The 20,405-nt window shown below is 34.6% G+C and carries 33 protein-coding genes; all 33 read left to right on the top strand.

Annotated features, from left to right (window positions below; translation table 11 throughout):
* Positions 1–3 precede the first annotated feature (3 nt).
* On the top strand, positions 4–2,115 hold the full coding sequence (gene fusA / locus BUC03_RS02520) for an elongation factor G (RefSeq protein ID WP_073147889.1): 2,112 nt from the start codon (positions 4–6) through the stop codon (positions 2,113–2,115).
* Positions 2,116–2,125: 10 nt separating this feature from the next.
* Positions 2,126–2,431 carry a 30S ribosomal protein S10 gene (gene rpsJ / locus BUC03_RS02515; RefSeq protein ID WP_007094989.1) on the top strand — a complete coding sequence of 102 codons (306 nt, stop codon included), beginning with the start codon at positions 2,126–2,128 and terminating at the stop codon, positions 2,429–2,431.
* 134 nt (positions 2,432–2,565) lie between these two features.
* On the top strand, positions 2,566–3,183 hold the full coding sequence (gene rplC / locus BUC03_RS02510; RefSeq protein ID WP_073147887.1) for a 50S ribosomal protein L3: 618 nt from the start codon (positions 2,566–2,568) through the stop codon (positions 3,181–3,183).
* The gene (gene rplD / locus BUC03_RS02505) at positions 3,183–3,812 is read left to right on the top strand and encodes a 50S ribosomal protein L4 (RefSeq protein ID WP_073147885.1); all 630 of its coding nucleotides are present in this window, start codon (positions 3,183–3,185) and stop codon (positions 3,810–3,812) included. Before rplC ends, rplD begins: the two co-directional genes overlap by 1 nt.
* Positions 3,813–3,817: 5 nt before the next feature.
* Entirely contained in the window at positions 3,818–4,108 is a 291-nt protein-coding gene (rplW, locus tag BUC03_RS02500) for a 50S ribosomal protein L23 (RefSeq protein ID WP_073147883.1), read from the top strand.
* 9 nt (positions 4,109–4,117) lie between these two features.
* Positions 4,118–4,945 (top strand): 50S ribosomal protein L2, encoded by an 828-nt coding sequence (gene rplB, locus BUC03_RS02495; protein WP_073147881.1) that lies wholly within the window; start codon positions 4,118–4,120, stop codon positions 4,943–4,945.
* 6 nt (positions 4,946–4,951) lie between these two features.
* The gene (rpsS, locus tag BUC03_RS02490) at positions 4,952–5,230 is read left to right on the top strand and encodes a 30S ribosomal protein S19 (protein WP_073147879.1); all 279 of its coding nucleotides are present in this window, start codon (positions 4,952–4,954) and stop codon (positions 5,228–5,230) included.
* 8 nt (positions 5,231–5,238) lie between these two features.
* Positions 5,239–5,646, top strand: a complete 408-nt coding sequence (rplV, locus tag BUC03_RS02485) for a 50S ribosomal protein L22 (RefSeq protein WP_073147877.1) — start codon at positions 5,239–5,241, stop codon at positions 5,644–5,646.
* Between the two features lie 8 nt (positions 5,647–5,654).
* Complete coding sequence (rpsC, locus tag BUC03_RS02480) at positions 5,655–6,374, top strand: 30S ribosomal protein S3 (RefSeq protein ID WP_073147875.1); 720 nt, start codon at positions 5,655–5,657, stop codon at positions 6,372–6,374.
* Positions 6,375–6,392: 18 nt separating this feature from the next.
* Positions 6,393–6,812 (top strand): 50S ribosomal protein L16, encoded by a 420-nt coding sequence (rplP, locus tag BUC03_RS02475; protein WP_073147873.1) that lies wholly within the window; start codon positions 6,393–6,395, stop codon positions 6,810–6,812.
* 10 nt (positions 6,813–6,822) lie between these two features.
* The gene (rpmC, locus tag BUC03_RS02470) at positions 6,823–7,029 is read left to right on the top strand and encodes a 50S ribosomal protein L29 (RefSeq protein ID WP_073148020.1); all 207 of its coding nucleotides are present in this window, start codon (positions 6,823–6,825) and stop codon (positions 7,027–7,029) included.
* Between the two features lie 2 nt (positions 7,030–7,031).
* The gene (gene rpsQ / locus BUC03_RS02465) at positions 7,032–7,289 is read left to right on the top strand and encodes a 30S ribosomal protein S17 (protein ID WP_073147871.1); all 258 of its coding nucleotides are present in this window, start codon (positions 7,032–7,034) and stop codon (positions 7,287–7,289) included.
* A gap of 2 nt (positions 7,290–7,291) precedes the next feature.
* Positions 7,292–7,660 (top strand): 50S ribosomal protein L14, encoded by a 369-nt coding sequence (gene rplN / locus BUC03_RS02460; protein ID WP_027885332.1) that lies wholly within the window; start codon positions 7,292–7,294, stop codon positions 7,658–7,660.
* A gap of 10 nt (positions 7,661–7,670) precedes the next feature.
* Positions 7,671–7,982: a 50S ribosomal protein L24 gene (rplX, locus tag BUC03_RS02455; protein ID WP_073147869.1), complete on the top strand. Its 312-nt coding sequence runs from the start codon at positions 7,671–7,673 to the stop codon at positions 7,980–7,982.
* Between the two features lie 2 nt (positions 7,983–7,984).
* A complete protein-coding gene (gene rplE, locus BUC03_RS02450) occupies positions 7,985–8,536 on the top strand; it encodes a 50S ribosomal protein L5 (RefSeq protein ID WP_073147868.1) in 552 nt (183 codons plus the stop codon).
* Positions 8,537–8,538: 2 nt separating this feature from the next.
* Positions 8,539–8,808, top strand: a complete 270-nt coding sequence (gene rpsN / locus BUC03_RS02445) for a 30S ribosomal protein S14 (protein WP_073147866.1) — start codon at positions 8,539–8,541, stop codon at positions 8,806–8,808.
* Between the two features lie 60 nt (positions 8,809–8,868).
* Positions 8,869–9,267 carry a 30S ribosomal protein S8 gene (rpsH, locus tag BUC03_RS02440; protein ID WP_073147864.1) on the top strand — a complete coding sequence of 133 codons (399 nt, stop codon included), beginning with the start codon at positions 8,869–8,871 and terminating at the stop codon, positions 9,265–9,267.
* 18 nt (positions 9,268–9,285) lie between these two features.
* Positions 9,286–9,828 (top strand): 50S ribosomal protein L6, encoded by a 543-nt coding sequence (gene rplF, locus BUC03_RS02435; protein ID WP_073147862.1) that lies wholly within the window; start codon positions 9,286–9,288, stop codon positions 9,826–9,828.
* A 12-nt stretch (positions 9,829–9,840) separates the two neighbouring features.
* Positions 9,841–10,188, top strand: a complete 348-nt coding sequence (gene rplR / locus BUC03_RS02430; protein WP_073147860.1) for a 50S ribosomal protein L18 — start codon at positions 9,841–9,843, stop codon at positions 10,186–10,188.
* Positions 10,189–10,194: 6 nt separating this feature from the next.
* Positions 10,195–10,719 (top strand): 30S ribosomal protein S5, encoded by a 525-nt coding sequence (gene rpsE, locus BUC03_RS02425; RefSeq protein WP_073147858.1) that lies wholly within the window; start codon positions 10,195–10,197, stop codon positions 10,717–10,719.
* A gap of 12 nt (positions 10,720–10,731) precedes the next feature.
* On the top strand, positions 10,732–10,914 hold the full coding sequence (rpmD, locus tag BUC03_RS02420) for a 50S ribosomal protein L30 (protein ID WP_073147856.1): 183 nt from the start codon (positions 10,732–10,734) through the stop codon (positions 10,912–10,914).
* A gap of 8 nt (positions 10,915–10,922) precedes the next feature.
* Positions 10,923–11,375: a 50S ribosomal protein L15 gene (gene rplO, locus BUC03_RS02415; RefSeq protein WP_073147854.1), complete on the top strand. Its 453-nt coding sequence runs from the start codon at positions 10,923–10,925 to the stop codon at positions 11,373–11,375.
* 9 nt (positions 11,376–11,384) lie between these two features.
* Positions 11,385–12,728 carry a preprotein translocase subunit SecY gene (gene secY, locus BUC03_RS02410; RefSeq protein WP_073147852.1) on the top strand — a complete coding sequence of 448 codons (1,344 nt, stop codon included), beginning with the start codon at positions 11,385–11,387 and terminating at the stop codon, positions 12,726–12,728.
* 2 nt (positions 12,729–12,730) lie between these two features.
* Positions 12,731–12,946, top strand: coding sequence for a translation initiation factor IF-1 (infA, locus tag BUC03_RS02405; protein WP_014031991.1), 216 nt, complete (start codon positions 12,731–12,733; stop codon positions 12,944–12,946).
* A 114-nt stretch (positions 12,947–13,060) separates the two neighbouring features.
* Complete coding sequence (gene ykgO, locus BUC03_RS02400) at positions 13,061–13,177, top strand: type B 50S ribosomal protein L36 (protein WP_010519235.1); 117 nt, start codon at positions 13,061–13,063, stop codon at positions 13,175–13,177.
* A 2-nt stretch (positions 13,178–13,179) separates the two neighbouring features.
* On the top strand, positions 13,180–13,554 hold the full coding sequence (rpsM, locus tag BUC03_RS02395) for a 30S ribosomal protein S13 (protein WP_073147850.1): 375 nt from the start codon (positions 13,180–13,182) through the stop codon (positions 13,552–13,554).
* 9 nt (positions 13,555–13,563) lie between these two features.
* Positions 13,564–13,947 carry a 30S ribosomal protein S11 gene (gene rpsK / locus BUC03_RS02390; protein ID WP_073147848.1) on the top strand — a complete coding sequence of 128 codons (384 nt, stop codon included), beginning with the start codon at positions 13,564–13,566 and terminating at the stop codon, positions 13,945–13,947.
* Between the two features lie 93 nt (positions 13,948–14,040).
* Positions 14,041–14,646 carry a 30S ribosomal protein S4 gene (rpsD, locus tag BUC03_RS02385; RefSeq protein WP_073147846.1) on the top strand — a complete coding sequence of 202 codons (606 nt, stop codon included), beginning with the start codon at positions 14,041–14,043 and terminating at the stop codon, positions 14,644–14,646.
* Positions 14,647–14,670: 24 nt separating this feature from the next.
* The gene (locus BUC03_RS02380) at positions 14,671–15,663 is read left to right on the top strand and encodes a DNA-directed RNA polymerase subunit alpha (protein WP_073147844.1); all 993 of its coding nucleotides are present in this window, start codon (positions 14,671–14,673) and stop codon (positions 15,661–15,663) included.
* Between the two features lie 66 nt (positions 15,664–15,729).
* Positions 15,730–16,230, top strand: a complete 501-nt coding sequence (gene rplQ / locus BUC03_RS02375) for a 50S ribosomal protein L17 (RefSeq protein WP_073147842.1) — start codon at positions 15,730–15,732, stop codon at positions 16,228–16,230.
* A gap of 90 nt (positions 16,231–16,320) precedes the next feature.
* A complete protein-coding gene (carA, locus tag BUC03_RS02370) occupies positions 16,321–17,424 on the top strand; it encodes a glutamine-hydrolyzing carbamoyl-phosphate synthase small subunit (protein WP_073147840.1) in 1,104 nt (367 codons plus the stop codon).
* Positions 17,425–17,587: 163 nt separating this feature from the next.
* The gene (eno, locus tag BUC03_RS02365; RefSeq protein WP_073147838.1) at positions 17,588–18,877 is read left to right on the top strand and encodes a phosphopyruvate hydratase; all 1,290 of its coding nucleotides are present in this window, start codon (positions 17,588–17,590) and stop codon (positions 18,875–18,877) included.
* Positions 18,878–19,086: 209 nt separating this feature from the next.
* Positions 19,087–20,373 carry a citrate synthase gene (locus tag BUC03_RS02360; RefSeq protein ID WP_073147836.1) on the top strand — a complete coding sequence of 429 codons (1,287 nt, stop codon included), beginning with the start codon at positions 19,087–19,089 and terminating at the stop codon, positions 20,371–20,373.
* Positions 20,374–20,405: the final 32 nt, after the last annotated feature.

Genomic DNA, 20,405 nt, shown 5'->3' with positions numbered 1-20,405 from the left:
ATAATGGCACAAAGAGATTTAAAATTCACAAGAAATATAGGTATTGCTGCTCATATTGATGCTGGTAAAACAACAACGACAGAGCGTATACTTTATTATACAGGTATCAGTCATAAAATAGGAGAGGTGCATGATGGTGCTGCTACTATGGACTGGATGGAGCAAGAGCAAGAAAGAGGTATTACAATTACTTCAGCGGCAACGCATTGTACTTGGCTTTATAGAGATCAAGAATATATCGTTAACATTATCGATACTCCTGGTCACGTTGATTTTACAGTAGAGGTAGAGCGTTCTTTGCGTGTTCTTGATGGTGTTGTTGCTTTGTTTAGTGCTGTAGATGGTGTTGAGCCGCAATCAGAAACTGTTTGGAGACAAGCAGATAAATATAGAGTTCCTCGTTTAGGTTTTGTAAATAAAATGGATCGTCAAGGTTCAGATTTCTTTAATGTGTGTAAGCAGGTGAAAGAAATGTTGGGTGGTAATCCAGTTCCTTTACAGGTTCCTATTGGAGAAGAGATGGACTTTAAAGGTGTGGTTGATTTGATTTCTAAAAAAGCAATTATTTGGAATGAAGATGATCACGGGATGACTTATGAGGAAATTGCTATTCCTGAGGATTTAAAAGAAGATGTAGATATGTATAGAGCTCAGCTTGTAGAGGCTGTTGCTGAGTACGATGAAGCTTTAATGGAGAAGTTTTTTGAAGATGAAAATTCTATTTCAGAAGATGAGATTATTGCTGCTTTAAGAGCTGCTACTATAGATATGTCTATTATACCTATGATGTGTGGTTCCGCTTTTAAAAACAAAGGTGTTCAAGCAATGTTAGATGCTGTAATGCGTTATTTACCTTCTCCTGTAGATGTAGATGCGATTATTGGTACTAATCCAAACACTGGTGAAGAGGAATCTCGTAAGCCAAATGTTGATTCTCCTTTTTCGTCTTTAGCTTTTAAAATTGCAACAGATCCTTTTGTTGGTCGTTTAGCATTTTTTAGAACTTATTCAGGTAGTTTAGAGGCTGGTTCTTATGTTTTAAATAATCGTTCTGGTAAAAAAGAGCGTATTTCTAGAATGTATCAGATGCACTCTAATAAGCAGGAGCCTATAGATAGAATTGAAGCTGGAGATATTGGAGCTGCAGTTGGTTTTAAAGATATTAAAACTGGAGATACTTTAACAGATTTAGATCATCCTATTGTTTTAGAGTCAATGTCTTTCCCTGCACCGGTAATCGGGGTAGCGGTTGAGCCAAAAACTAAAGCAGATGTAGATAAGATGGGTATGGCTTTAGCTAAATTAGCAGAAGAAGATCCAACTTTCCAAGTTAAGACAGATGAAGTTTCAGGACAGACTATTATTTCTGGAATGGGAGAGCTTCATATTGAAATCTTGGTAGATCGTCTAAAGAGAGAATTTAAAGTAGAGGTGAACGAAGGTGAGCCTCAAGTAGAATATAAAGAGGCTGTTACTAAAACTGCTCAACATAGAGAAGTTTATAAAAAGCAATCTGGTGGACGTGGTAAGTTTGCTGATATTGTTTTTGAGATGGGGCCTGTAGATGAAGATTTTGAAGGTGAAGGTCTTCAGTTTGTTGATGAGATTAAAGGGGGTAGAATTCCAAAAGAATTTGTTCCTTCTGTTCAGAAAGGTTTCGAAGAAGCTATGAAGAATGGTCCATTAGCAGGATTTAAAGTAGATACACTTAAGGTTGTTTTGAAAGATGGGTCATTTCACCCGGTAGATTCAGATCAATTATCTTTTGAGTTGGCTGCAAAAATGGGATTCAAGTCTGCTGCTAAAGCTGCTGGAGCAATTATCCTAGAGCCTATTATGAAGAATGAAGTGGTTACTCCTGAAGAAAATATGGGTGACGTTGTTGGTGATTTAAATAGAAGAAGAGGTCAAGTAAGTGGTATGTCGGATAGATCTGGTGCTAAAGTTGTTAAGTCTGAAGTGCCATTATCAGAAATGTTTGGTTATGTTACTACATTAAGAACATTATCTTCTGGTAGAGCAACATCTACAATGGAATTTTCTCATTATGCTGAAACTCCTTCTAACATTGCGGCAGAAGTGATTAAAGCATCTAAAGGGGCAGCTAACGAATAAAATAAGGAAAATGAGTCAAAAAATTAGAATAAAATTAAAGTCTTACGATCATAATTTAGTAGACAAGTCTGCTGAGAAGATTGTAAAAACTGTAAAGACTACTGGAGCAGTGGTTACGGGTCCAATTCCATTACCAACTCATAAAAAGATTTTTACAGTACTTCGTTCTCCTCACGTTAACAAAAAGTCTAGAGAGCAATTTCAGTTAAGTTCTTATAAAAGATTACTTGATATTTATAGCTCATCATCAAAGACTATTGATGCGTTAATGAAGCTTGAATTACCAAGTGGAGTAGAGGTAGAGATAAAGGTTTAAGTATATCTTCTAAGAAAATTTCTTAGAAAAACATGTCCTGAGCTTCGAGCGAGGGAAAAATGGAAAGTATATTCAGGGCAGGATGTATTTTCGTGCCCTGAATTTTTTAAATAAATTTTTAATTAATAATTATTATGTCTGGGTTAATAGGAAAAAAAATCGGAATGACCAGCATTTTCGACGAGAACGGGAAAAACATCCCTTGTACCGTTATTCAAGCTGGGCCATGCGTAGTTACCCAAGTCAGAACCAAAGAGGTTGACGGGTATGAAGCAATTCAACTTGGTTTCGATGACAAGACAGAAAAGAGTACTACTAGTGCCGAAAAAGGTCACTTTAAAAAAGCTGGTACTGTTGGAAAGCGTCGTGTTGTTGAATTTCAAGGATTTAAAACAGAATTGAAATTAGGAGATGAAGTTACTGCTGAGCATTTTCAAGAAGGTGAATTTGTAGATGTTTCAGGTACTTCTAAAGGTAAGGGTTTTCAGGGAGTTGTAAAAAGACACGGCTTTGGTGGTGTTGGTCAAGCAACTCACGGTCAACATAACCGTTTAAGAGCTCCTGGTTCAATTGGTGCGGCATCTTACCCTGCAAGAGTATTCAAAGGAATGCGTATGGCAGGAAGAATGGGTGGCGATAAAGTAAAAGTACAAAACCTTAAAGTGTTAAAAGTAGTAGCAGATAAAAATCTACTTGTGGTTAAAGGATGTGTTCCTGGCCATAAAAACGCTTATGTAATCATTCAGAAGTAATGGAAGTAGCAGTATTAGATATTAAAGGAAAAGAAACAGGTAGAAAGGTTACTCTTTCTGATTCTGTTTTTGGAGTAGAGCCTAATGAGCATGCTATTTATTTAGATGTTAAACAATATTTAGCTAATCAGCGTCAAGGTACTCACAAGGCTAAAGAGCGTGCAGAAATTACTGGAAGTACTCGTAAGATTAAAAAGCAAAAGGGTACAGGTACAGCTCGTGCAGGTAGTATTAAATCTCCTATTTTTAAAGGTGGAGGTAGAGTTTTTGGTCCAAGACCAAGAAACTACAGCTTTAAATTAAATAAAGGTTTAAAGAGGCTTGCAAGAAAATCTGCACTAAGTCAAAAAGCAAAAAACAGTGAAATTTTAGTAGTAGATAGTTTAAATTTCGACTCTGCAAAAACTAAAAATTTCATCACATTATTGCAAGACCTTGGTATTGAGGGGAAAAAATCTCTATTTGTGTTGGGAGAGTCAAATAATAATGTATATTTGTCATCACGTAATTTAAAGGCTGCTGAAGTGGTAACATCTTCAGAATTAAGTACTTATAAAATTCTTAATGCGAATAATATAGTATTTTTAGAGAGCTCTTTAGAAGGAATTGAATCGAACTTGAGTAAATAAACGTTATGAGTATCTTAATAAAACCTATTATTACAGAAAAAGCTACTAACGATAGTGAGGTAAATAATCGTTATTCGTTTGTAGTGAATAATAAGTCGAACAAGATTGAAATTAAAGATGCAGTTGAGTCTGCTTATGGCGTTTCAGTACAGAAAGTTCGCACGATGAATGTCCGTCCAGATCGAAGAACTCGTTATACAAAAACGGGAATCGTAACTGGTAAAACAAGTGCTTTTAAAAAGGCAATTGTACAGTTGGCGGAAGGTGAAACAATTGATTTATATGCTAATCTTTAAGATTAAAAAATGTCAGTAAGAAAATTAAAACCAATCACACCTGGTCAGCGTTTTAGAGTTGTTAATGGTTATGACGCTATTACAACTGATAAGCCGGAGAAGAGTTTATTAGCTCCGAAAAAACGATCTGGTGGTAGAAACAGTCAGGGTAAAATGACTATGCGCTACTTAGGTGGTGGTCATAAGAAACGTTACCGTATTATCGATTTTAAAAGAGATAAGCAGGGTGTTCCTGGAACAGTGGCTAGTATTGAGTATGATCCAAACCGTACAGCTTTTATTGCTTTATTGAATTATCAAGATGGTGAGAAAAGATATGTGGTTGCGCAAAATGGATTACAAGTTGGGCAGAATTTGGTTTCTGGAACTTCAAATGTTCCTACGGAAATAGGTAATGCAATGCCTTTATCTCAGATACCTTTAGGTACAGTTATTTCTTGTATAGAATTGCGTCCAGGTCAAGGTGCTGTTATGGCTCGTAGTGCTGGTGCTTTTGCTCAGTTAATGGCTAGAGAGGGTAAGTATGCAACTGTGAAGCTTCCTTCTGGAGAAACTAGAATGATTCTTGCAGATTGTATGGCTACTATCGGTGCTATTTCTAATAGTGATCATCAATTACTTGTGTCTGGTAAAGCAGGTAGAAGTCGTTGGTTAGGTAGAAGGCCAAGAACAAGACCAGTAGTAATGAACCCGGTTGATCACCCTATGGGAGGTGGTGAAGGTCGTTCTTCTGGAGGTCATCCAAGATCAAGAAAAGGTCTTCCTGCTAAAGGATTTAGAACCCGTTCTAAGACTAAGTCGAGTAATAAGTATATTGTAGAACGTAGAAAGAAATAATAAGATATGGCACGTTCATTAAAAAAAGGACCTTACGTTCACTATAAATTAGAGAAGAAAGTTGCTCAAAATGTTGAGTCTGGTAAGAAAACTGTGATCAAAACTTGGTCTCGCGCTTCTATGATTACTCCAGATTTTGTTGGGCAAACTATAGGAGTTCATAATGGGAAACAATTTATTCCTGTTTATGTTACTGAGAATATGGTAGGTCATAAATTAGGAGAATTTTCACCAACTCGTTCTTTTAGAGGGCATGCTGGTGCTAAAAATAAAGGTAAAAGATAATTGAAGCTATGGGAGTTCGTAAAAGAGAAAGAGCAGAGCAAATAAAAGAAGCTAAGAAGCAAGTGGCTTTTGCCAAGCTGAATAACTGCCCTACTTCGCCAAGAAAAATGCGTTTAGTTGCAGATTTAGTTCGTGGTGAAGGTGTAGAGAAAGCGCTTCAGATTCTTAAGTTTAATAATAAAGAAGCTTCTTTGAGATTAGAAAAACTTCTTCTTTCAGCAATTGCTAACTGGCAAGTGAAGAATGAAGATGCTAGTGTTGAAGATGCAGAGTTATTTGTTAAGGAAATCCGTGTGGATGGAGGTGCAATGCTTAAGAGATTGAGACCTGCTCCGCAAGGTAGAGCACACAGGATAAGAAAAAGATCTAACCATGTTACATTGGTTTTAGGGTCTAAAAATAATACACAAAGCTAGAAAGTAGTATGGGACAAAAAACAAATCCAATCGGAAATAGACTTGGTATCATTAGAGGATGGGAATCTAACTGGTACGGAGGTAACGACTACGGTGATAAATTAGCCGAAGACGATAAGATTAGAAAGTATATCCATGCTCGTCTTTCAAAAGCGAGTGTATCTAGAGTAATTATTGAGCGTACTCTTAAACTTGTAACCGTTACTATCACCACTGCAAGACCAGGTATTATAATTGGTAAAGGCGGTCAGGAGGTAGACAAGTTAAAAGAAGAGCTTAAGAAAATTACAGGTAAAGAAGTTCAGGTTAATATTTTTGAAATTAAAAGACCTGAATTGGATGCTCATTTAGTAGGTGCAAGTGTTGCTAGACAAATTGAGAATAGAATCTCTTACCGTCGTGCAATTAAGATGGCTATTGCAGCTGCTATGCGTATGAATGCTGAAGGAATTAAAATTCAGATTTCAGGTCGTTTAAATGGCGCTGAAATGGCACGTTCAGAAGCTTATAAAGATGGTAGAATCCCTTTATCTACATTTAGAGCTGATATTGATTATGCTTTAGTTGAGGCACATACTACTTATGGTAGATTAGGTGTTAAAGTTTGGATCATGAAAGGTGAAGTTTATGGAAAAAGAGAATTATCTCCGCTAGTTGGTTTATCTAAAAAGCAGGGAGGAAAATCTGGATCTGGACGAGGTGGTAACAAATCACGTCGTAGAAAGTAATTTTTTAAAGAAAGAGAAATGTTACAGCCTAAAAGAACAAAATATAGAAAACAGCAAAAGGGACGTATGAAAGGTCTTGCTCAAAGAGGGCATAGATTATCTAACGGTACTTTTGGAATCAAATCTTTAGATTCAAGTTTTGTTACAGCGAGACAAATTGAAGCCGCTCGTATTGCTGCTACTCGTTATATGAAGAGGGAAGGATCTCTTTGGATCAAAATCTTCCCAGACAAACCTATTACTAAAAAACCTCTTGAGGTTCGTATGGGTAAAGGTAAGGGTAATGTAGAATATTGGGCAGCAGTAGTGAAGCCGGGAAGAATTCTTTTTGAATTAGGTGGTGTGCCATTGGCAACTGCTAAAGAAGCGTTGCGTTTAGCAGCTCAGAAACTTCCGGTAAGAACTAAATTTATCGTTGCAAGGGATTATCAAGAATAATTTGGAAATTATGAAACAATCAGAAGTAGAAAAATTATCAGTAGCTGAATTACAAGAAGAGTTAGCTAACGCATCTAAATCTTTAACAGATTTAAGAATGGCTCACGTAATTACGCCTTTAGATAACCCTGCGCAGTTAAGAACTGTAAGAAGGACTATTGCGCGTTTAGCGACAGAATCGAGAAAAAGAGAATTACACAATAATTCTGCTGAGTAAGGATGGAAAAAAGAAACTTAAGAAAAGAGCGTATAGGTGTAGTAACTAGTAACAAAATGGAGAAATCTATTGTCGTTTCAGAAGTTAAGAAAATTAAACACCCTATGTATGGTAAATTCGTTTTAAAAACGAAAAAGTATGTAGCGCACGACGAGAAAAATGACTGCAACGAAGGTGATACTGTAAAGATCATGGAGACTAGACCTTTAAGTAAAACTAAAAGTTGGAGATTAGTAGAAATAATTGAAAGAGCGAAGTAATTATGGTACAACAAGAATCTAGATTAAGAGTAGCTGATAATACTGGTGCTAAAGAAGTTTTAGCAATTAGAGTATTAGGTGGTACAAAGAAGAGATATGCTTCTGTAGGTGACAAAATTGTTGTTAGTGTAAAAGAAGCAACTCCTAATGGAAACATTAAAAAAGGAGCTGTTTCTACTGCAGTTGTAGTTCGTACCAAAAAAGAAGTTCGCAGACCTGACGGTTCTTATATTCGTTTCGATGATAATGCTTGTGTTTTATTGAACCCAGCAGGAGAAATGAGAGGAACTCGTGTTTTTGGTCCTGTAGCTCGTGAGCTTCGTGATAGACAATTTATGAAAATTGTATCATTAGCACCAGAGGTGCTTTAATACACAAAAGATGGCAAAGCTTAAAATAAAATCAGGAGATACTGTAAAGGTAATCGCTGGAGACCATAAAGGTCAAGAAGGTAAGGTGAAGACAGTATTTATTGAAAAGAATAAAGCAATTGTTGAGGGTGTGAACATGATTTCTAAACATGAGAAGCCAAGTGCAGCCAACCCTCAAGGAGGAATTGTGAAAAAAGAAGCTCCAATACATATATCTAACCTTAGTTTGTTAACTAAGGATGGGCAGACTACTAGAGTAGGTCTTAAAATGGATGGAGATAAAAAAGTGAGATTTTCTAAAAAATCTAATGAAGTAATCTAATTATGAGTTACGTACCAAGACTTAGACAAGAGTATAAAGACAAGGTCATTTCTGCTCTTACCGAAGAATTTAGTTACGAGAATGTGATGCAAGTACCAAAACTTACTAAAATAGTTTTGAGTAGAGGTGTAGGTGCAGCTGTAGCTGATAAAAAACTTATTGATCACGCTGTAGATGAATTAACTACAATTACTGGTCAAAAAGCGGTATCAACTATCTCTAAAAAAGATGTTGCTTCATTTAAATTACGTAAAGGGATGCCAATTGGTGCAAAAGTTACGTTAAGAGGAGATCGCATGTATGAATTTTTAGACCGTTTAATCACTGCTTCACTTCCTCGTGTTCGTGATTTTAACGGGATTAAAGCTACTGGATTTGATGGTAGAGGAAATTATAACTTAGGTATAACTGAGCAAATAATTTTTCCTGAAATTAATATCGATAAGGTGAACAAAATCTCTGGAATGGATATTACTTTTGTTACTACTGCAGAAACAGATAAAGAAGCAAAATCATTGTTAACAGAACTAGGATTACCTTTTAAAAAGAATTAATTATGGCTAAAGAATCAATGAAAGCCCGTGAGGTAAAAAGAGAAAAATTGGTAGAAAAGTATGCTGCGAAGAGAGAAGCTTTAAAAGAAGCTGGAGACTACGAAGCATTACAAAAATTGCCAAAAAACTCTTCTCCTGTACGTTTACATAACAGATGTAAATTAACAGGTAGACCAAAAGGGTATATGAGACAATTTGGTCTTTCTCGTGTAATGTTTAGAGAAATGGCTAATAAAGGATTAATTCCAGGAGTTAAAAAAGCTAGTTGGTAAAAATTTTAATCGGTTGAAGGTTCTTTAATTATAGAAAACCACAACCACAAACAAAAATAGATGAATACAGATCCTATTGCAGATTATTTAACTAGAATTAGAAACGCGGTGGCTGCAAGTCACCGTGTGGTAGAAATACCATCTTCTAATTTAAAAAAGCAAATCACTAAAATATTATTCGATCAAGGATATATTCTTAGTTATAAATTTGATGATGAGGGTACAAGAGGTACTATCAAAATAGCTCTTAAGTATGATAAAGATACTAAAGACTCTGTTATCAAAGAGATACAAAGAATAAGTAAGCCTGGACTTCGAAAGTATGCTGGTGCAGGTGAATTACCGCGTGTATTAAATGGTCTTGGAGTTGCTATTATCTCTACTTCTCACGGAGTAATGACTGATAAGCAAGCTAGAAAAGAAAATGTAGGTGGTGAAGTTCTTTGCTACGTTTACTAAAATTTAAAAGACGAAAACATGTCAAGAATAGGTAAAAGTCCAGTATCAATTCCAGAAGGCGTAACCGTTACTATTAAGGATGGGATCGTTACTGTAAAAGGAAAATTAGGAGAATTAACTCAAGAGTTTAGCGATATCGAGATTAAGATTGAAGATAACGAAGTAATTCTTGAAAGACCTTCTGATAAAAAAGCTTTCAAAGCCAAGCATGGTTTATATAGAGCGTTGATTCAAAATATGGTTGAGGGAGTATCAAATGGTTTTACTAAAGAGCTAGAATTAGTAGGTGTGGGTTACCGTGCAACTAATCAAGGTCAGAAGTTAGATTTAGCTATTGGTTTTTCTCACAATATTGTAATAGATTTGGCACCAGAAGTTAAAATTGAAACAGTTTCAGAAAAAGGGAAAAACCCAATTATTAAACTGACTTCATTTGACAAGCAATTAGTAGGTCAGGTTGCAGCAAAGATTAGATCTTTCCGTAGACCAGAACCATACAAAGGAAAAGGTATCAAATTCGTAGGTGAGCAAATTAGAAGAAAAGCAGGTAAGTCTGCTTAATAAAGTGTAATTATGGCATTTTCAAAAGTAAAAAGAAGAGATAAAATTAGAAGAAGGATTCGTAAGACAATTACGGGTACATCAAGCAGACCACGTCTTTCTGTTTTCAGAAGTAATAAAGAAATTTATGCTCAGTTAATAGATGATGTTAGTGGTAAAACAATCGCTGCTTCTTCTTCTAGAGAAGTTACCGATAAAGGAACTAAAAGCGAGGTAGCTGTTGCTGTAGGTAAAGCTATCGCTGAAAAAGCAAAAGAAGCCGGAGTAGAAGTTATTTCGTTCGACAGAAGCGGATATTTATATCACGGAAGAGTTAAATCATTAGCAGACGGTGCTCGCGAAGGAGGGCTAAAATTCTAAAAGATTATGTATCAAGATTATAAAAATGTAGAGCTTGTTAAACCAAGTGGATTAGATTTAAAAGATCGTTTAGTTGGAGTACAACGTGTAACAAAAGTTACTAAAGGTGGTAGAGCATTTGGTTTTTCTGCTATTGTTGTAGTTGGAGATGAAAACGGTGTTGTAGGTCACGGTTTAGGTAAGTCAAAAGAGGTAGCTGAAGCAATTGCTAAAGCTGTAGAAGATGCAAAAAAGAATTTAGTTAGAATTCCTTTAAATAAAGGAACTTTACCTCACGAGCAAAAAGGTAAATATGGTGGTGCAAGAGTATTATTGTTACCAGCAGCAACAGGTACAGGGGTAATTGCCGGTGGTGCAATACGTGCTGTATTAGAAGCTGTAGGGGTGCATGATGTACTATCTAAGAACCAAGGTTCTTCAAACCCTCATAATGTGGTAAAAGCTACTTTTGATGCATTATTGCAATTAAGAAGTGCAGAGACCGTTGCTAAACAACGTGGTGTTTCATTAGACAAGGTATTTAACGGATAATAATTCAGGGAAATGGGAAAGATTAAAGTTACTAAGGTAAAAAGTGCTATCAATCGCACCAAAAGCCAGAAGCTTACATTGGAAGCTTTAGGCTTAAGAAAAATGGGTCAAACCGTTGAACATGATGATTCTCCAAATATCCTTGGAATGGTAAATAAAGTAAAACATTTAGTTTCTGTTGAAGAAACAAAATAAACGATACGATGGAATTAAATAACTTAAAACCTGCAAAAGGTTCAGTTCGAGCTAACAGCAAACGTATTGGTAGAGGTCAAGGATCTGGTAAAGGTGGTACTTCTACACGTGGGCATAAAGGGGCTAAATCTCGTTCAGGATATTCTAAGAAAATCGGATTTGAAGGTGGACAAATGCCACTTCAAAGAAGAGTTCCTAAATTTGGTTTCAATAACAGAAATCGTAAGGAATATCAAGCAGTAAACCTAGATACTCTTCAAAAGTTAGTAGATAACGGTAAAATTTCTGATACTGTAGACTTTCAAACTTTAGTAGATAATAGATTAGCTACAAAGACAGAATTGGTTAAAATTTTAGGAAGAGGAGAGCTTAAAGCTAAGCTTAAAGTTACTGCTCACAAGTTCACTGCATCTGCTAAAGCAGCTATTGAAGCTGCTGGTGGGGAAGCTGTAACCTTATAATATTCTATAATGAAATTTATTGAAACAATAAAAAACGTTTGGAAAATAGAAGAGCTAAAGAATCGTATATTGATTACTTTAGGTCTTCTATTGGTATATCGTTTTGGTACTCAGATAGTACTTCCGGGTATTGATGCATCACAATTATCAAGTTTAGCAAACCAGACTGAAGATGGTCTATTAGGTTTGCTAAACGCATTTACAGGGGGTGCTTTCTCTAATGCCTCAATTTTTGCATTAGGAATAATGCCTTATATTTCTGCATCTATTGTAGTGCAGTTAATGGGTATTGCTGTTCCATATCTTCAAAAACTTCAAAAAGAAGGGGAAAGTGGTAGAAAGAAAATTAACCAAATTACAAGATGGTTAACTATTGCTATTACTTTAGTTCAGGGTCCTGGTTATATTTATAACCTTTACGGAACCTTACCGGATAGTGCTTTTCTTTTAGGAGATTCAATAAGTTTTGTGGCTTCTTCAGTAATCATTTTAACTACAGGGTGTATTTTCGCTATGTGGTTAGGTGAAAGAATTACAGAAAAAGGTATAGGTAATGGTATTTCTTTATTAATTATGGTAGGGATTATTGCTAGACTTCCTCAGTCATTTGTTCAAGAATGGATATCAAGAGTATCTGGAGCTGATGCAAACGGTGGTCTTATTATGATTCTTATTGAATTATTTATCTGGTTTGCTATTATTTTTGCTTCTGTTATGTTAGTAATGGCAGTAAGACAAATACCTGTTCAGTATGCAAGAAGAAATGCTACTGGAGGTTATGAGAAAAATGTGTTTGGTGGTGCTAGGCAATTTATTCCATTAAAGCTTAATGCTTCTGGGGTAATGCCAATCATTTTTGCGCAAGCTATTATGTTTATTCCTTCTGCAGTTGCAGGTCTTTCAGATTCTGAAACCGCACAGGGTATAACAGCAGAATTTAATAATATATTCGGATTTTGGTATAACCTTGTTTTCGGATTGTTAATTATTATATTTACTTATTTCTATACCGCAATTACGGTTCCTACTAATAAGATGGCAGATGATTTAAAAAGAAGCGGTGGTTTTATTCCAGGTATTAGACCAGGAAGTGAAACTGCTGAGTATTTAGATAGAATTATGTCTCAAATAACTCTACCTGGATCTGTATTTTTAGCATTGATTGCTGTTTTTCCAGCAATAGTTGTTTCCATAGGTGTTCAGCAAGGTTGGGCATTGTTTTTTGGAGGAACTTCTTTAATAATTATGGTAGGGGTAGCAATTGATACCATGCAGCAGATTAATTCTTATTTATTGAATAAGCATTATGATGGCTTAATGAAATCAGGAAGAAATAGAAAAACAGTAGCATAATTATGGCAAAGCAACCAGCAATAGAGCAAGACGGAACGATTATAGAGGCATTGTCTAACGCAATGTTTAGAGTGGAATTAGAGAATGGACATGTAGTAACCGCTCATATCTCTGGTAAAATGAGAATGCACTATATTAAACTTTTACCTGGAGATAAGGTGAAGTTAGAGATGAGTCCTTATGACTTAACTAAGGCTAGAATAACCTATAGATACTAATAAATCTAATAAGTGTAGATTATTCAAAATTTTTTATTACTTTTGCAGTCTGAAAAATTTTGATAAAGTTCTATATTACAGAAACTTTACACTTATCAGAAAAAATAATTAGAGATGAAAGTAAGAGCATCAATAAAAAAGAGAAGTGCCGACTGTAAGATTGTACGCAGAAAAGGGCGCCTTTACGTTATTAATAAAAAGAATCCTAGATTTAAACAAAGACAAGGCTAATTATGGCGAGAATTGCAGGGGTAGATATACCTAAACAAAAGCGAGGAGTTATAGCTTTAACCTATATCTTCGGAATTGGTAAAAGTAGAGCTCAGAAGATTCTAGAAGTTGCCAAAGTAGATGAAAGTACTAAGGTTTCAGATTGGACTGATGAAGAAATTGGAAAAATTCGTGAAGCTGTAGGGCAATATACTATTGAAGGTGAGCTAAGATCAGAAGTTCAACTTAGTATTAAACGTTTAATGGATATCGGGTGTTACCGTGGTATTCGTCATAGGGTAAGTCTTCCGTTGAGAGGTCAGCGTACTAAGAATAACTCTAGAACACGTAAAGGAAAGAGAAAAACAGTTGCTAATAAGAAAAAAGCAACCAAATAATAAGTAGTTATGGCAAAGTCAACAACTAAAAAACGTAAAGTAATCGTTGAGTCATTTGGTGAGGCGCATATCACAGCATCTTTCAATAACATCAATATTTCTTTAACAAATAAAAAAGGAGATGTGATTTCTTGGTCTACTGCCGGTAAAATGGGATTTAGAGGATCTAAGAAAAATACTCCTTACGCTGCTCAATTAGCTGCAGAAGATGCATGTAAAGTTGCTCATGAAGCAGGATTGAGAAAGGTGAAGGTTTATGTTAAAGGACCTGGTAATGGTAGAGAGTCTGCAATACGTTCAGTACATAATGCAGGAATCGAAGTTACAGAAATTATTGATATTACTCCAATACCACACAACGGTTGTCGTCCTCCAAAAAGACGTAGAGTTTAATAAAATTATAGTATAAACAAAGAGAGTATTACGATTATCGAAGGATTAATATTAAGACCTTAATTCATAATCACTCTTTTTAAAAATTAAGAAATGGCAAGATATACTGGTCCAAAGACTAAAATAGCTCGTAAATTTGGTGAAGCTATTTTCGGAGATGATAAATCTTTCGAAAAAAGAAATTACCCTCCAGGGCAACACGGTAACAATAGACGTCGTGGTAAAAAATCTGAATATGCTATCCAATTAATGGAGAAGCAAAAAGCTAAATATACTTATGGTGTATTAGAGCGTCAGTTTAGAAATATGTTTAAAAAAGCAACTAGTGCACAAGGTATTACTGGTGAAGTATTACTTCAATTGTGTGAGTCTCGTTTAGATAATGTTGTTTACAGAATGGGGGTTTCTCCATCAAGAAGTGGAGCTAGACAGTTAGTTTCTCATAGACATATTACAGTAAATGGCGAAATAGTTAATATACCATCTTACCAACTTAAAGCTGGTGATGTTGTAGGTGTTAGAGAAAAGTCAAAATCTTTAACTGCTATTCAATCATCATTAGAGAATAGTAGTAATGTTTACGAATGGATTACTTGGAACTCTGAGAAAAAGGAAGGTACTTACGTATCTGTTCCTTCAAGACTTCAAATTCCAGAAAACATTAACGAACAATTTATCGTCGAGTTGTACTCGAAATAATTTTTAACAGACAGAACTCATAATATGGCCATACTAAATTTTCAGAAGCCCGATAAAGTTATCATGATTGACTCAACTGAGTTCGAGGGCAAGTTTGAATTTCGCCCTTTAGAACCAGGATATGGATTAACAGTAGGTAACGCTCTTAGAAGAGTACTATTGTCATCTTTAGAAGGTTTCGCAATAACTTCATTGAGAATAGAAGGTGTAGATCATGAGTTTTCTACCATTGCTGGAGTTGTAGAAGACGTTACTGAAATTATCTTAAATTTAAAACAAGTTCGTTTTAAAAGACAGATAGAAGAAATTGATAACGAAACAGTAACCATTTCATTTTCGGGTAAAGAACAGTTGACTGCAGGAGATTTTCAGAAATTTATTTCAGGATTCCAAGTACTAAATCCAGATTTAGTTATTTGTAATATGGAAGATAGTGTTAATCTTAATATCGAATTAACAATCGATAAAGGTCGTGGTTATGTGCCTGCTGAAGAGAATAAAAAAGCTAACGCGCCTTTAGGTACTATTTTTACAGATTCTATTTATACTCCAATTAAAAATGTGAAGTATAGTATAGAAAACTATCGTGTAGAACAAAAAACTGATTACGAAAAGTTAGTTTTTGAAATTTCTTCAGATGGTTCAATTCATCCAAAAGATGCATTGACTGAAGCTGCTAAAATCTTAATTCACCACTTTATGTTATTCTCTGATGAGAGAATTACTTTAGAGGCAGACGAGATTGCTCAAACAGAAACTTATGATGAAGAATCTCTTCACATGAGACAATTATTGAAGTCTAAATTAGTAGATTTAGATCTTTCAGTAAGAGCATTAAACTGTTTGAAAGCTGCAGAAGTAGATACTTTAGGAGATTTAGTTTCTTACAATAAAAATGATTTGATGAAGTTCCGTAATTTCGGAAAAAAATCTTTAACAGAACTAGAAGAATTAGTAAATGTTAAAGGTCTTAATTTCGGTATGGATCTATCAAAATATAAATTAGATAAAGATTAATACGTCATATTTTGCTCCTCTATTTTTTGAGTTTAGTAGCAAGATGATGATTAAACCACAAATGTCATGAGACACGGAAAAAAAATAAATCATTTAGGAAGAAAGACAGCTCACCGTAAAGCAATGCTTGCGAATATGGCTTGTTCTTTAATCGAACACAAAAGAATCAACACTACTGTTGCTAAAGCAAAAGCTTTAAAACAATTTGTTGAGCCATTAGTAACTAAATCTAAAGAAGATACTACGCATAACAGAAGATTAGTTTTTTCTAAACTTCGTAATAAATATGCAGTAACAGAATTGTTTAGAGAAGTAGCTGCTAAGGTTGGTGATCGTCCAGGTGGATACACAAGAATTATTAAACTTGGTAATCGTCTTGGAGATAACGCTGATATGGCACTTATCGAGTTAGTAGATTTTAATGAAATTTACAATCCTAAAGGTGATTCAGCTAAGAAAACTACTCGTCGTAGTAGAAGAGGTGGTAAGGGAAAAGCTACAGAAACTGCAGCTACAGAAAACACTGCTCCTAAGGCTGATGAGAAAGCATCTAATGAAGAAGAATAAAATGATTTTTCTTATTCAATAAATTCAAAAGGATAAACTTTAGCGGTTTATCCTTTTTTTTTAACTTAAACCTAAATTATTACTTATATAATGAAATATAACGTTCGTAAAAAAGCAATTTTATTATTGGAAGACGGTACAATTTTTCACGGGAAGGTTGTAGGAGAGAAAGAAGGCACTTCATTTGGTGAAGTTTGTTTTAACACTGGAATGACAGGTTACCAAGAGATTTTTACAGACCCTTCTTATTTTGGTCAGTTAATGATTACTACCAATGCACACATTGGTAATTATGGTACTTATTCTGAAGAAATAGAATCAGAAGATATCAAAATAGCAGGTTTAATTTGTAAAAATTTTAGCTACAATTATTCTAGAGATAAATCTGATCTTTCTTTAGAAGAGTTTTTAAATAATAATAATCTTTTGGCAATTTCAGATGTAGATACCCGTGCACTTGTAGCATACATTAGAGATAATGGAGCTATGAATGCTGTAATTTCTACTAGAGTGGATGAGATAGATGCTCTTAAAAAAGAATTAGCAAATACACCTTCTATGGAAGGTTTAGAGTTAGCCTCTAAAGTTTCTACAAAAGAAGCATATTTTGTAGGTGATGAGTCTGCAGAATTTAAAGTAGCGGCATTAGATATTGGTATCAAGAAAAATATACTTAGAAACCTAGCTAAAAGAGGTTGTTATATAAAAGTTTTTCCTTTTGATAGTACTTTTGAAGAAATGGAATCTTGGAATCCTAATGGTTACTTCTTATCTAATGGTCCTGGAGATCCATCTCCTTTAAGTAATGCAATAGAGGTTGCTAAAAGTATAATCGCAAAAGATCTACCGTTATTTGGTATTTGTCTTGGTCATCAAGTAATTGCTTTAGCAAATAATATTTCTACTTACAAAATGCATCATGGTCACAGAGGTATTAATCACCCAGTAAAAAATATAATTACTGGTAAAGGTGAAATTACTTCACAAAATCATGGTTTTGCAGTTAGCAAAGAAGAGCTAGAAGCAAATTCTGAATTAGAAATTACTCACTTGCATTTAAATGACAATACAGTAGCTGGATTGAGAATGAAAAATAAAAATGTTTTTTCTGTACAATATCACCCAGAAGCAGGTCCTGGTCCAAACGATGCTGACTATCTTTTTGATCAGTTCATTGAGAATATGAAAAAATAAAAGCTTATAATTTTAAACCCTTGAATTTTTCAAGGGTTTTTTGTTAACAATAACGTTTTCGCAGCAATTAAAAATGCATATTTCTTAATTCTTGATAATTATTTAAAGCTGTAAAATACATTAATTCGTATCTTGCAAATAATTTTTTAATCAAATAAAAACTATGAGCTTAATTATTGAAATTCACGCTAGACAAATATTTGATTCCAGAGGGAATCCAACAGTAGAAGTAGATGTTATCACAGAAAATGGAGTGCTAGGTAGAGCCGCAGTCCCTTCTGGAGCTTCTACAGGAGAACATGAAGCTGTTGAGTTAAGAGATGGTGGTGATGATTATATGGGGAAAGGCGTTAAAAAAGCTGTAGAAAATGTAAATACTACTATTGCAGAGAATCTAATTGGTTTTGAAGTTTTTGAACAAGAAGCAATAGATAAAGCTATGATTGATTTAGATGGAACACCAAATAAATCTAAATTAGGAGCTAATGCTATTTTAGGAGTTTCATTAGCAGTAGCAAAAGCAGCTGCAAATGAATTAAATTTACCTTTATATAGATATGTTGGTGGGGTAAGTGCTAAAACACTTCCGGTACCAATGATGAATATCATTAACGGTGGTTCTCACTCAGATGCTCCTATTGCATTTCAAGAATTTATGGTAATGCCAGTAAAGGCTAAAACTTTTTCTCACGCTATTCAAATGGGAACAGAAATTTTTCATAATCTAAAAAAAGTACTTCACGATAGAGGTTTAAGTACAGCAGTAGGAGATGAAGGTGGTTTTGCTCCAAATCTAGAAGGAGGTACAGAAGATGCTTTAGATACTATAGCAAAAGCTGTTGCTAATGCAGGTTACAAACTAGGTGATGATGTAATGATTGCTTTAGATTGTGCTGCTGCAGAATTTTTTGTAGATGGTAAGTATGACTATACTAAGTTTGAAGGAGATAAAGGTGTTATTAGAACTTCTGAAGAGCAAGCACAATATTTAGCTGATTTAGCTGCTAAATACCCGATTATCTCTATTGAAGACGGTATGGATGAAAATGACTGGGATGGTTGGAAGTCTTTAACAGATAAAATTGGAGATAAAGTTCAATTAGTAGGAGATGATTTATACGTTACCAATGTAGAGCGTTTATCTCGTGGTATTAAAGAGGGAATTGCTAACTCTATTTTAATTAAAGTAAACCAAATAGGTACATTAACAGAAACTATCGCAGCCGTTAATATGGCACACAATGCAGGTTATACTTCTGTTATGTCTCACCGATCTGGAGAAACTGAAGATAATACTATTGCAGATTTAGCAGTAGCATTAAACACAGGACAAATAAAAACAGGTTCAGCATCAAGAAGTGACCGTATGGCAAAATACAATCAATTACTTAGAATTGAAGAAGAATTAGGTGAGGTAGCTTATTACCCTCAAACTAATGCTTTTAAAATTTAATTTTATCTTGTAAAGTTGTAAAAGTCCTGTTGAAAAACAGGACTTTTTTTGTGCCCAAATAGTTCAGAAAACACATTATCACTAAAACCTTTTCGTGAATAATAAAAATCTATGGTTGAGATTAAAATTATAAGGCATTCTTAACGTCTATTTAATACTAAATTTTGTAAATTAGCGACACTTTAAAATAAAATTCAATAATAAATAATATGTCAAAAACAGCTACGATAGAACTTGACGGAAAAAAATACGAATTTCCGGTTACAGAAGGTACAGAAGGCGAAAAAGCGATTCAAATTAAATCTTTAAGAGGAGATACAGGAGGACTTATTACTTTAGATCCTGGTTTTAAAAACACAGGTTCTTGTGAAAGTGCTATTACTTTTTTAAATGGTGAAGAAGGTATCTTGAGGTATAGAGGTTATTCTATAGAAGATTTAGCAGAAAAAGCAAGTTTTTTAGAAGTAGCATATTTATTAATTTTTGGAGAATTACCAAGTGAAAAAGAATTAGAGAAATTTCACGCAGATATAAAAGAAGAATCTCACGTAGATGAAGAGATGAAGAAAATCTTAGATGGTTTTCCTAAATCTGCTCACCCAATGGGAGTACTTTCTTCGCTTACCAGCGCATTAATTGCATTTAACCCTAGCTCTGTAAATGTAGAGTCTGAAGAAGAAATGTATAGCGCAATAGTAAAGTTATTAGCTAAGTTTCCTGTGTTAGTAGCTTGGACGTTAAGAAAGAAAAATAGTCAACCATTAGACTACGGCGATAGCTCATTAAGTTATGTAGATAACATCTTAAAAATGATGTTTAAAAAACCTAATGAAGATTATAAAGGAAGCAAAGTAGTTTCTGAAGCCTTGAATAAATTATTAATTCTTCACGCAGATCACGAGCAAAACTGTTCTACATCTACGGTAAGAATTGTAGGTTCTTCTCACGCTGGTTTATTTGCTTCTATTTCAGCTGGTATTTCTGCACTTTGGGGGCCACTTCACGGTGGGGCTAACCAAGCGGTAATAGAAATGTTAGAAGGTATTAAAGAAGACGGTGGAGACACTAAAAAATACATGGCAAAAGCTAAAGATAAAGAAGATCCGTTTAGATTAATGGGCTTTGGTCACCGTGTATATAAAAACTTTGATCCACGTGCAAAAATCATCAAAAAATCTGCAGACGAAGTTCTAGGTGACTTAGGTGTTAAAGATCCAGTATTAGATATTGCAAAAGGATTAGAAAAAGAAGCTTTAGAAGATGATTATTTCGTAAAAAGAAAGCTTTATCCAAACGTAGATTTCTACTCAGGAATTATCTACAGAGCTTTAGGTATACCTACAGAAATGTTTACTGTAATGTTTGCTTTAGGTAGATTACCAGGTTGGATTGCACAATGGAAAGAAATGAGACAAAGAAAAGAACCAATTGGTCGTCCACGTCAAGTTTATATCGGAGAAAATCTAAGAGAGTTTAAAGATATTAATAATAGATAATTCTTAAATTATCATATTTGTAAAAGCTTCAT

Source organism: Mesonia phycicola (assembly GCF_900141885.1).
GTDB lineage: Bacteria > Bacteroidota > Bacteroidia > Flavobacteriales > Flavobacteriaceae > Mesonia > Mesonia phycicola.
Note: the sequence above shows the minus strand (reverse complement) of the source record. Positions and strands in the feature narration are given on the sequence as shown.

What these genes read in the sequence shown, in the direction of transcription:
- fusA (WP_073147889.1), top strand. Translation starts at nt 4, where the DNA reads ATGGCACAAAGAGATTTAAAATTCACAAGAAATATAGGTATTGCTGCT.
- rpsJ (WP_007094989.1), top strand. Translation starts at nt 2,126, where the DNA reads ATGAGTCAAAAAATTAGAATAAAATTAAAGTCTTACGATCATAATTTA.
- rplC (WP_073147887.1), top strand. Translation starts at nt 2,566, where the DNA reads ATGTCTGGGTTAATAGGAAAAAAAATCGGAATGACCAGCATTTTCGAC.
- rplD (WP_073147885.1), top strand. Translation starts at nt 3,183, where the DNA reads ATGGAAGTAGCAGTATTAGATATTAAAGGAAAAGAAACAGGTAGAAAG.
- rplW (WP_073147883.1), top strand. Translation starts at nt 3,818, where the DNA reads ATGAGTATCTTAATAAAACCTATTATTACAGAAAAAGCTACTAACGAT.
- rplB (WP_073147881.1), top strand. Translation starts at nt 4,118, where the DNA reads ATGTCAGTAAGAAAATTAAAACCAATCACACCTGGTCAGCGTTTTAGA.
- rpsS (WP_073147879.1), top strand. Translation starts at nt 4,952, where the DNA reads ATGGCACGTTCATTAAAAAAAGGACCTTACGTTCACTATAAATTAGAG.
- rplV (WP_073147877.1), top strand. Translation starts at nt 5,239, where the DNA reads ATGGGAGTTCGTAAAAGAGAAAGAGCAGAGCAAATAAAAGAAGCTAAG.
- rpsC (WP_073147875.1), top strand. Translation starts at nt 5,655, where the DNA reads ATGGGACAAAAAACAAATCCAATCGGAAATAGACTTGGTATCATTAGA.
- rplP (WP_073147873.1), top strand. Translation starts at nt 6,393, where the DNA reads ATGTTACAGCCTAAAAGAACAAAATATAGAAAACAGCAAAAGGGACGT.
- rpmC (WP_073148020.1), top strand. Translation starts at nt 6,823, where the DNA reads ATGAAACAATCAGAAGTAGAAAAATTATCAGTAGCTGAATTACAAGAA.
- rpsQ (WP_073147871.1), top strand. Translation starts at nt 7,032, where the DNA reads ATGGAAAAAAGAAACTTAAGAAAAGAGCGTATAGGTGTAGTAACTAGT.
- rplN (WP_027885332.1), top strand. Translation starts at nt 7,292, where the DNA reads ATGGTACAACAAGAATCTAGATTAAGAGTAGCTGATAATACTGGTGCT.
- rplX (WP_073147869.1), top strand. Translation starts at nt 7,671, where the DNA reads ATGGCAAAGCTTAAAATAAAATCAGGAGATACTGTAAAGGTAATCGCT.
- rplE (WP_073147868.1), top strand. Translation starts at nt 7,985, where the DNA reads ATGAGTTACGTACCAAGACTTAGACAAGAGTATAAAGACAAGGTCATT.
- rpsN (WP_073147866.1), top strand. Translation starts at nt 8,539, where the DNA reads ATGGCTAAAGAATCAATGAAAGCCCGTGAGGTAAAAAGAGAAAAATTG.
- rpsH (WP_073147864.1), top strand. Translation starts at nt 8,869, where the DNA reads ATGAATACAGATCCTATTGCAGATTATTTAACTAGAATTAGAAACGCG.
- rplF (WP_073147862.1), top strand. Translation starts at nt 9,286, where the DNA reads ATGTCAAGAATAGGTAAAAGTCCAGTATCAATTCCAGAAGGCGTAACC.
- rplR (WP_073147860.1), top strand. Translation starts at nt 9,841, where the DNA reads ATGGCATTTTCAAAAGTAAAAAGAAGAGATAAAATTAGAAGAAGGATT.
- rpsE (WP_073147858.1), top strand. Translation starts at nt 10,195, where the DNA reads ATGTATCAAGATTATAAAAATGTAGAGCTTGTTAAACCAAGTGGATTA.
- rpmD (WP_073147856.1), top strand. Translation starts at nt 10,732, where the DNA reads ATGGGAAAGATTAAAGTTACTAAGGTAAAAAGTGCTATCAATCGCACC.
- rplO (WP_073147854.1), top strand. Translation starts at nt 10,923, where the DNA reads ATGGAATTAAATAACTTAAAACCTGCAAAAGGTTCAGTTCGAGCTAAC.
- secY (WP_073147852.1), top strand. Translation starts at nt 11,385, where the DNA reads ATGAAATTTATTGAAACAATAAAAAACGTTTGGAAAATAGAAGAGCTA.
- infA (WP_014031991.1), top strand. Translation starts at nt 12,731, where the DNA reads ATGGCAAAGCAACCAGCAATAGAGCAAGACGGAACGATTATAGAGGCA.
- ykgO (WP_010519235.1), top strand. Translation starts at nt 13,061, where the DNA reads ATGAAAGTAAGAGCATCAATAAAAAAGAGAAGTGCCGACTGTAAGATT.
- rpsM (WP_073147850.1), top strand. Translation starts at nt 13,180, where the DNA reads ATGGCGAGAATTGCAGGGGTAGATATACCTAAACAAAAGCGAGGAGTT.
- rpsK (WP_073147848.1), top strand. Translation starts at nt 13,564, where the DNA reads ATGGCAAAGTCAACAACTAAAAAACGTAAAGTAATCGTTGAGTCATTT.
- rpsD (WP_073147846.1), top strand. Translation starts at nt 14,041, where the DNA reads ATGGCAAGATATACTGGTCCAAAGACTAAAATAGCTCGTAAATTTGGT.
- BUC03_RS02380 (WP_073147844.1), top strand. Translation starts at nt 14,671, where the DNA reads ATGGCCATACTAAATTTTCAGAAGCCCGATAAAGTTATCATGATTGAC.
- rplQ (WP_073147842.1), top strand. Translation starts at nt 15,730, where the DNA reads ATGAGACACGGAAAAAAAATAAATCATTTAGGAAGAAAGACAGCTCAC.
- carA (WP_073147840.1), top strand. Translation starts at nt 16,321, where the DNA reads ATGAAATATAACGTTCGTAAAAAAGCAATTTTATTATTGGAAGACGGT.
- eno (WP_073147838.1), top strand. Translation starts at nt 17,588, where the DNA reads ATGAGCTTAATTATTGAAATTCACGCTAGACAAATATTTGATTCCAGA.
- BUC03_RS02360 (WP_073147836.1), top strand. Translation starts at nt 19,087, where the DNA reads ATGTCAAAAACAGCTACGATAGAACTTGACGGAAAAAAATACGAATTT.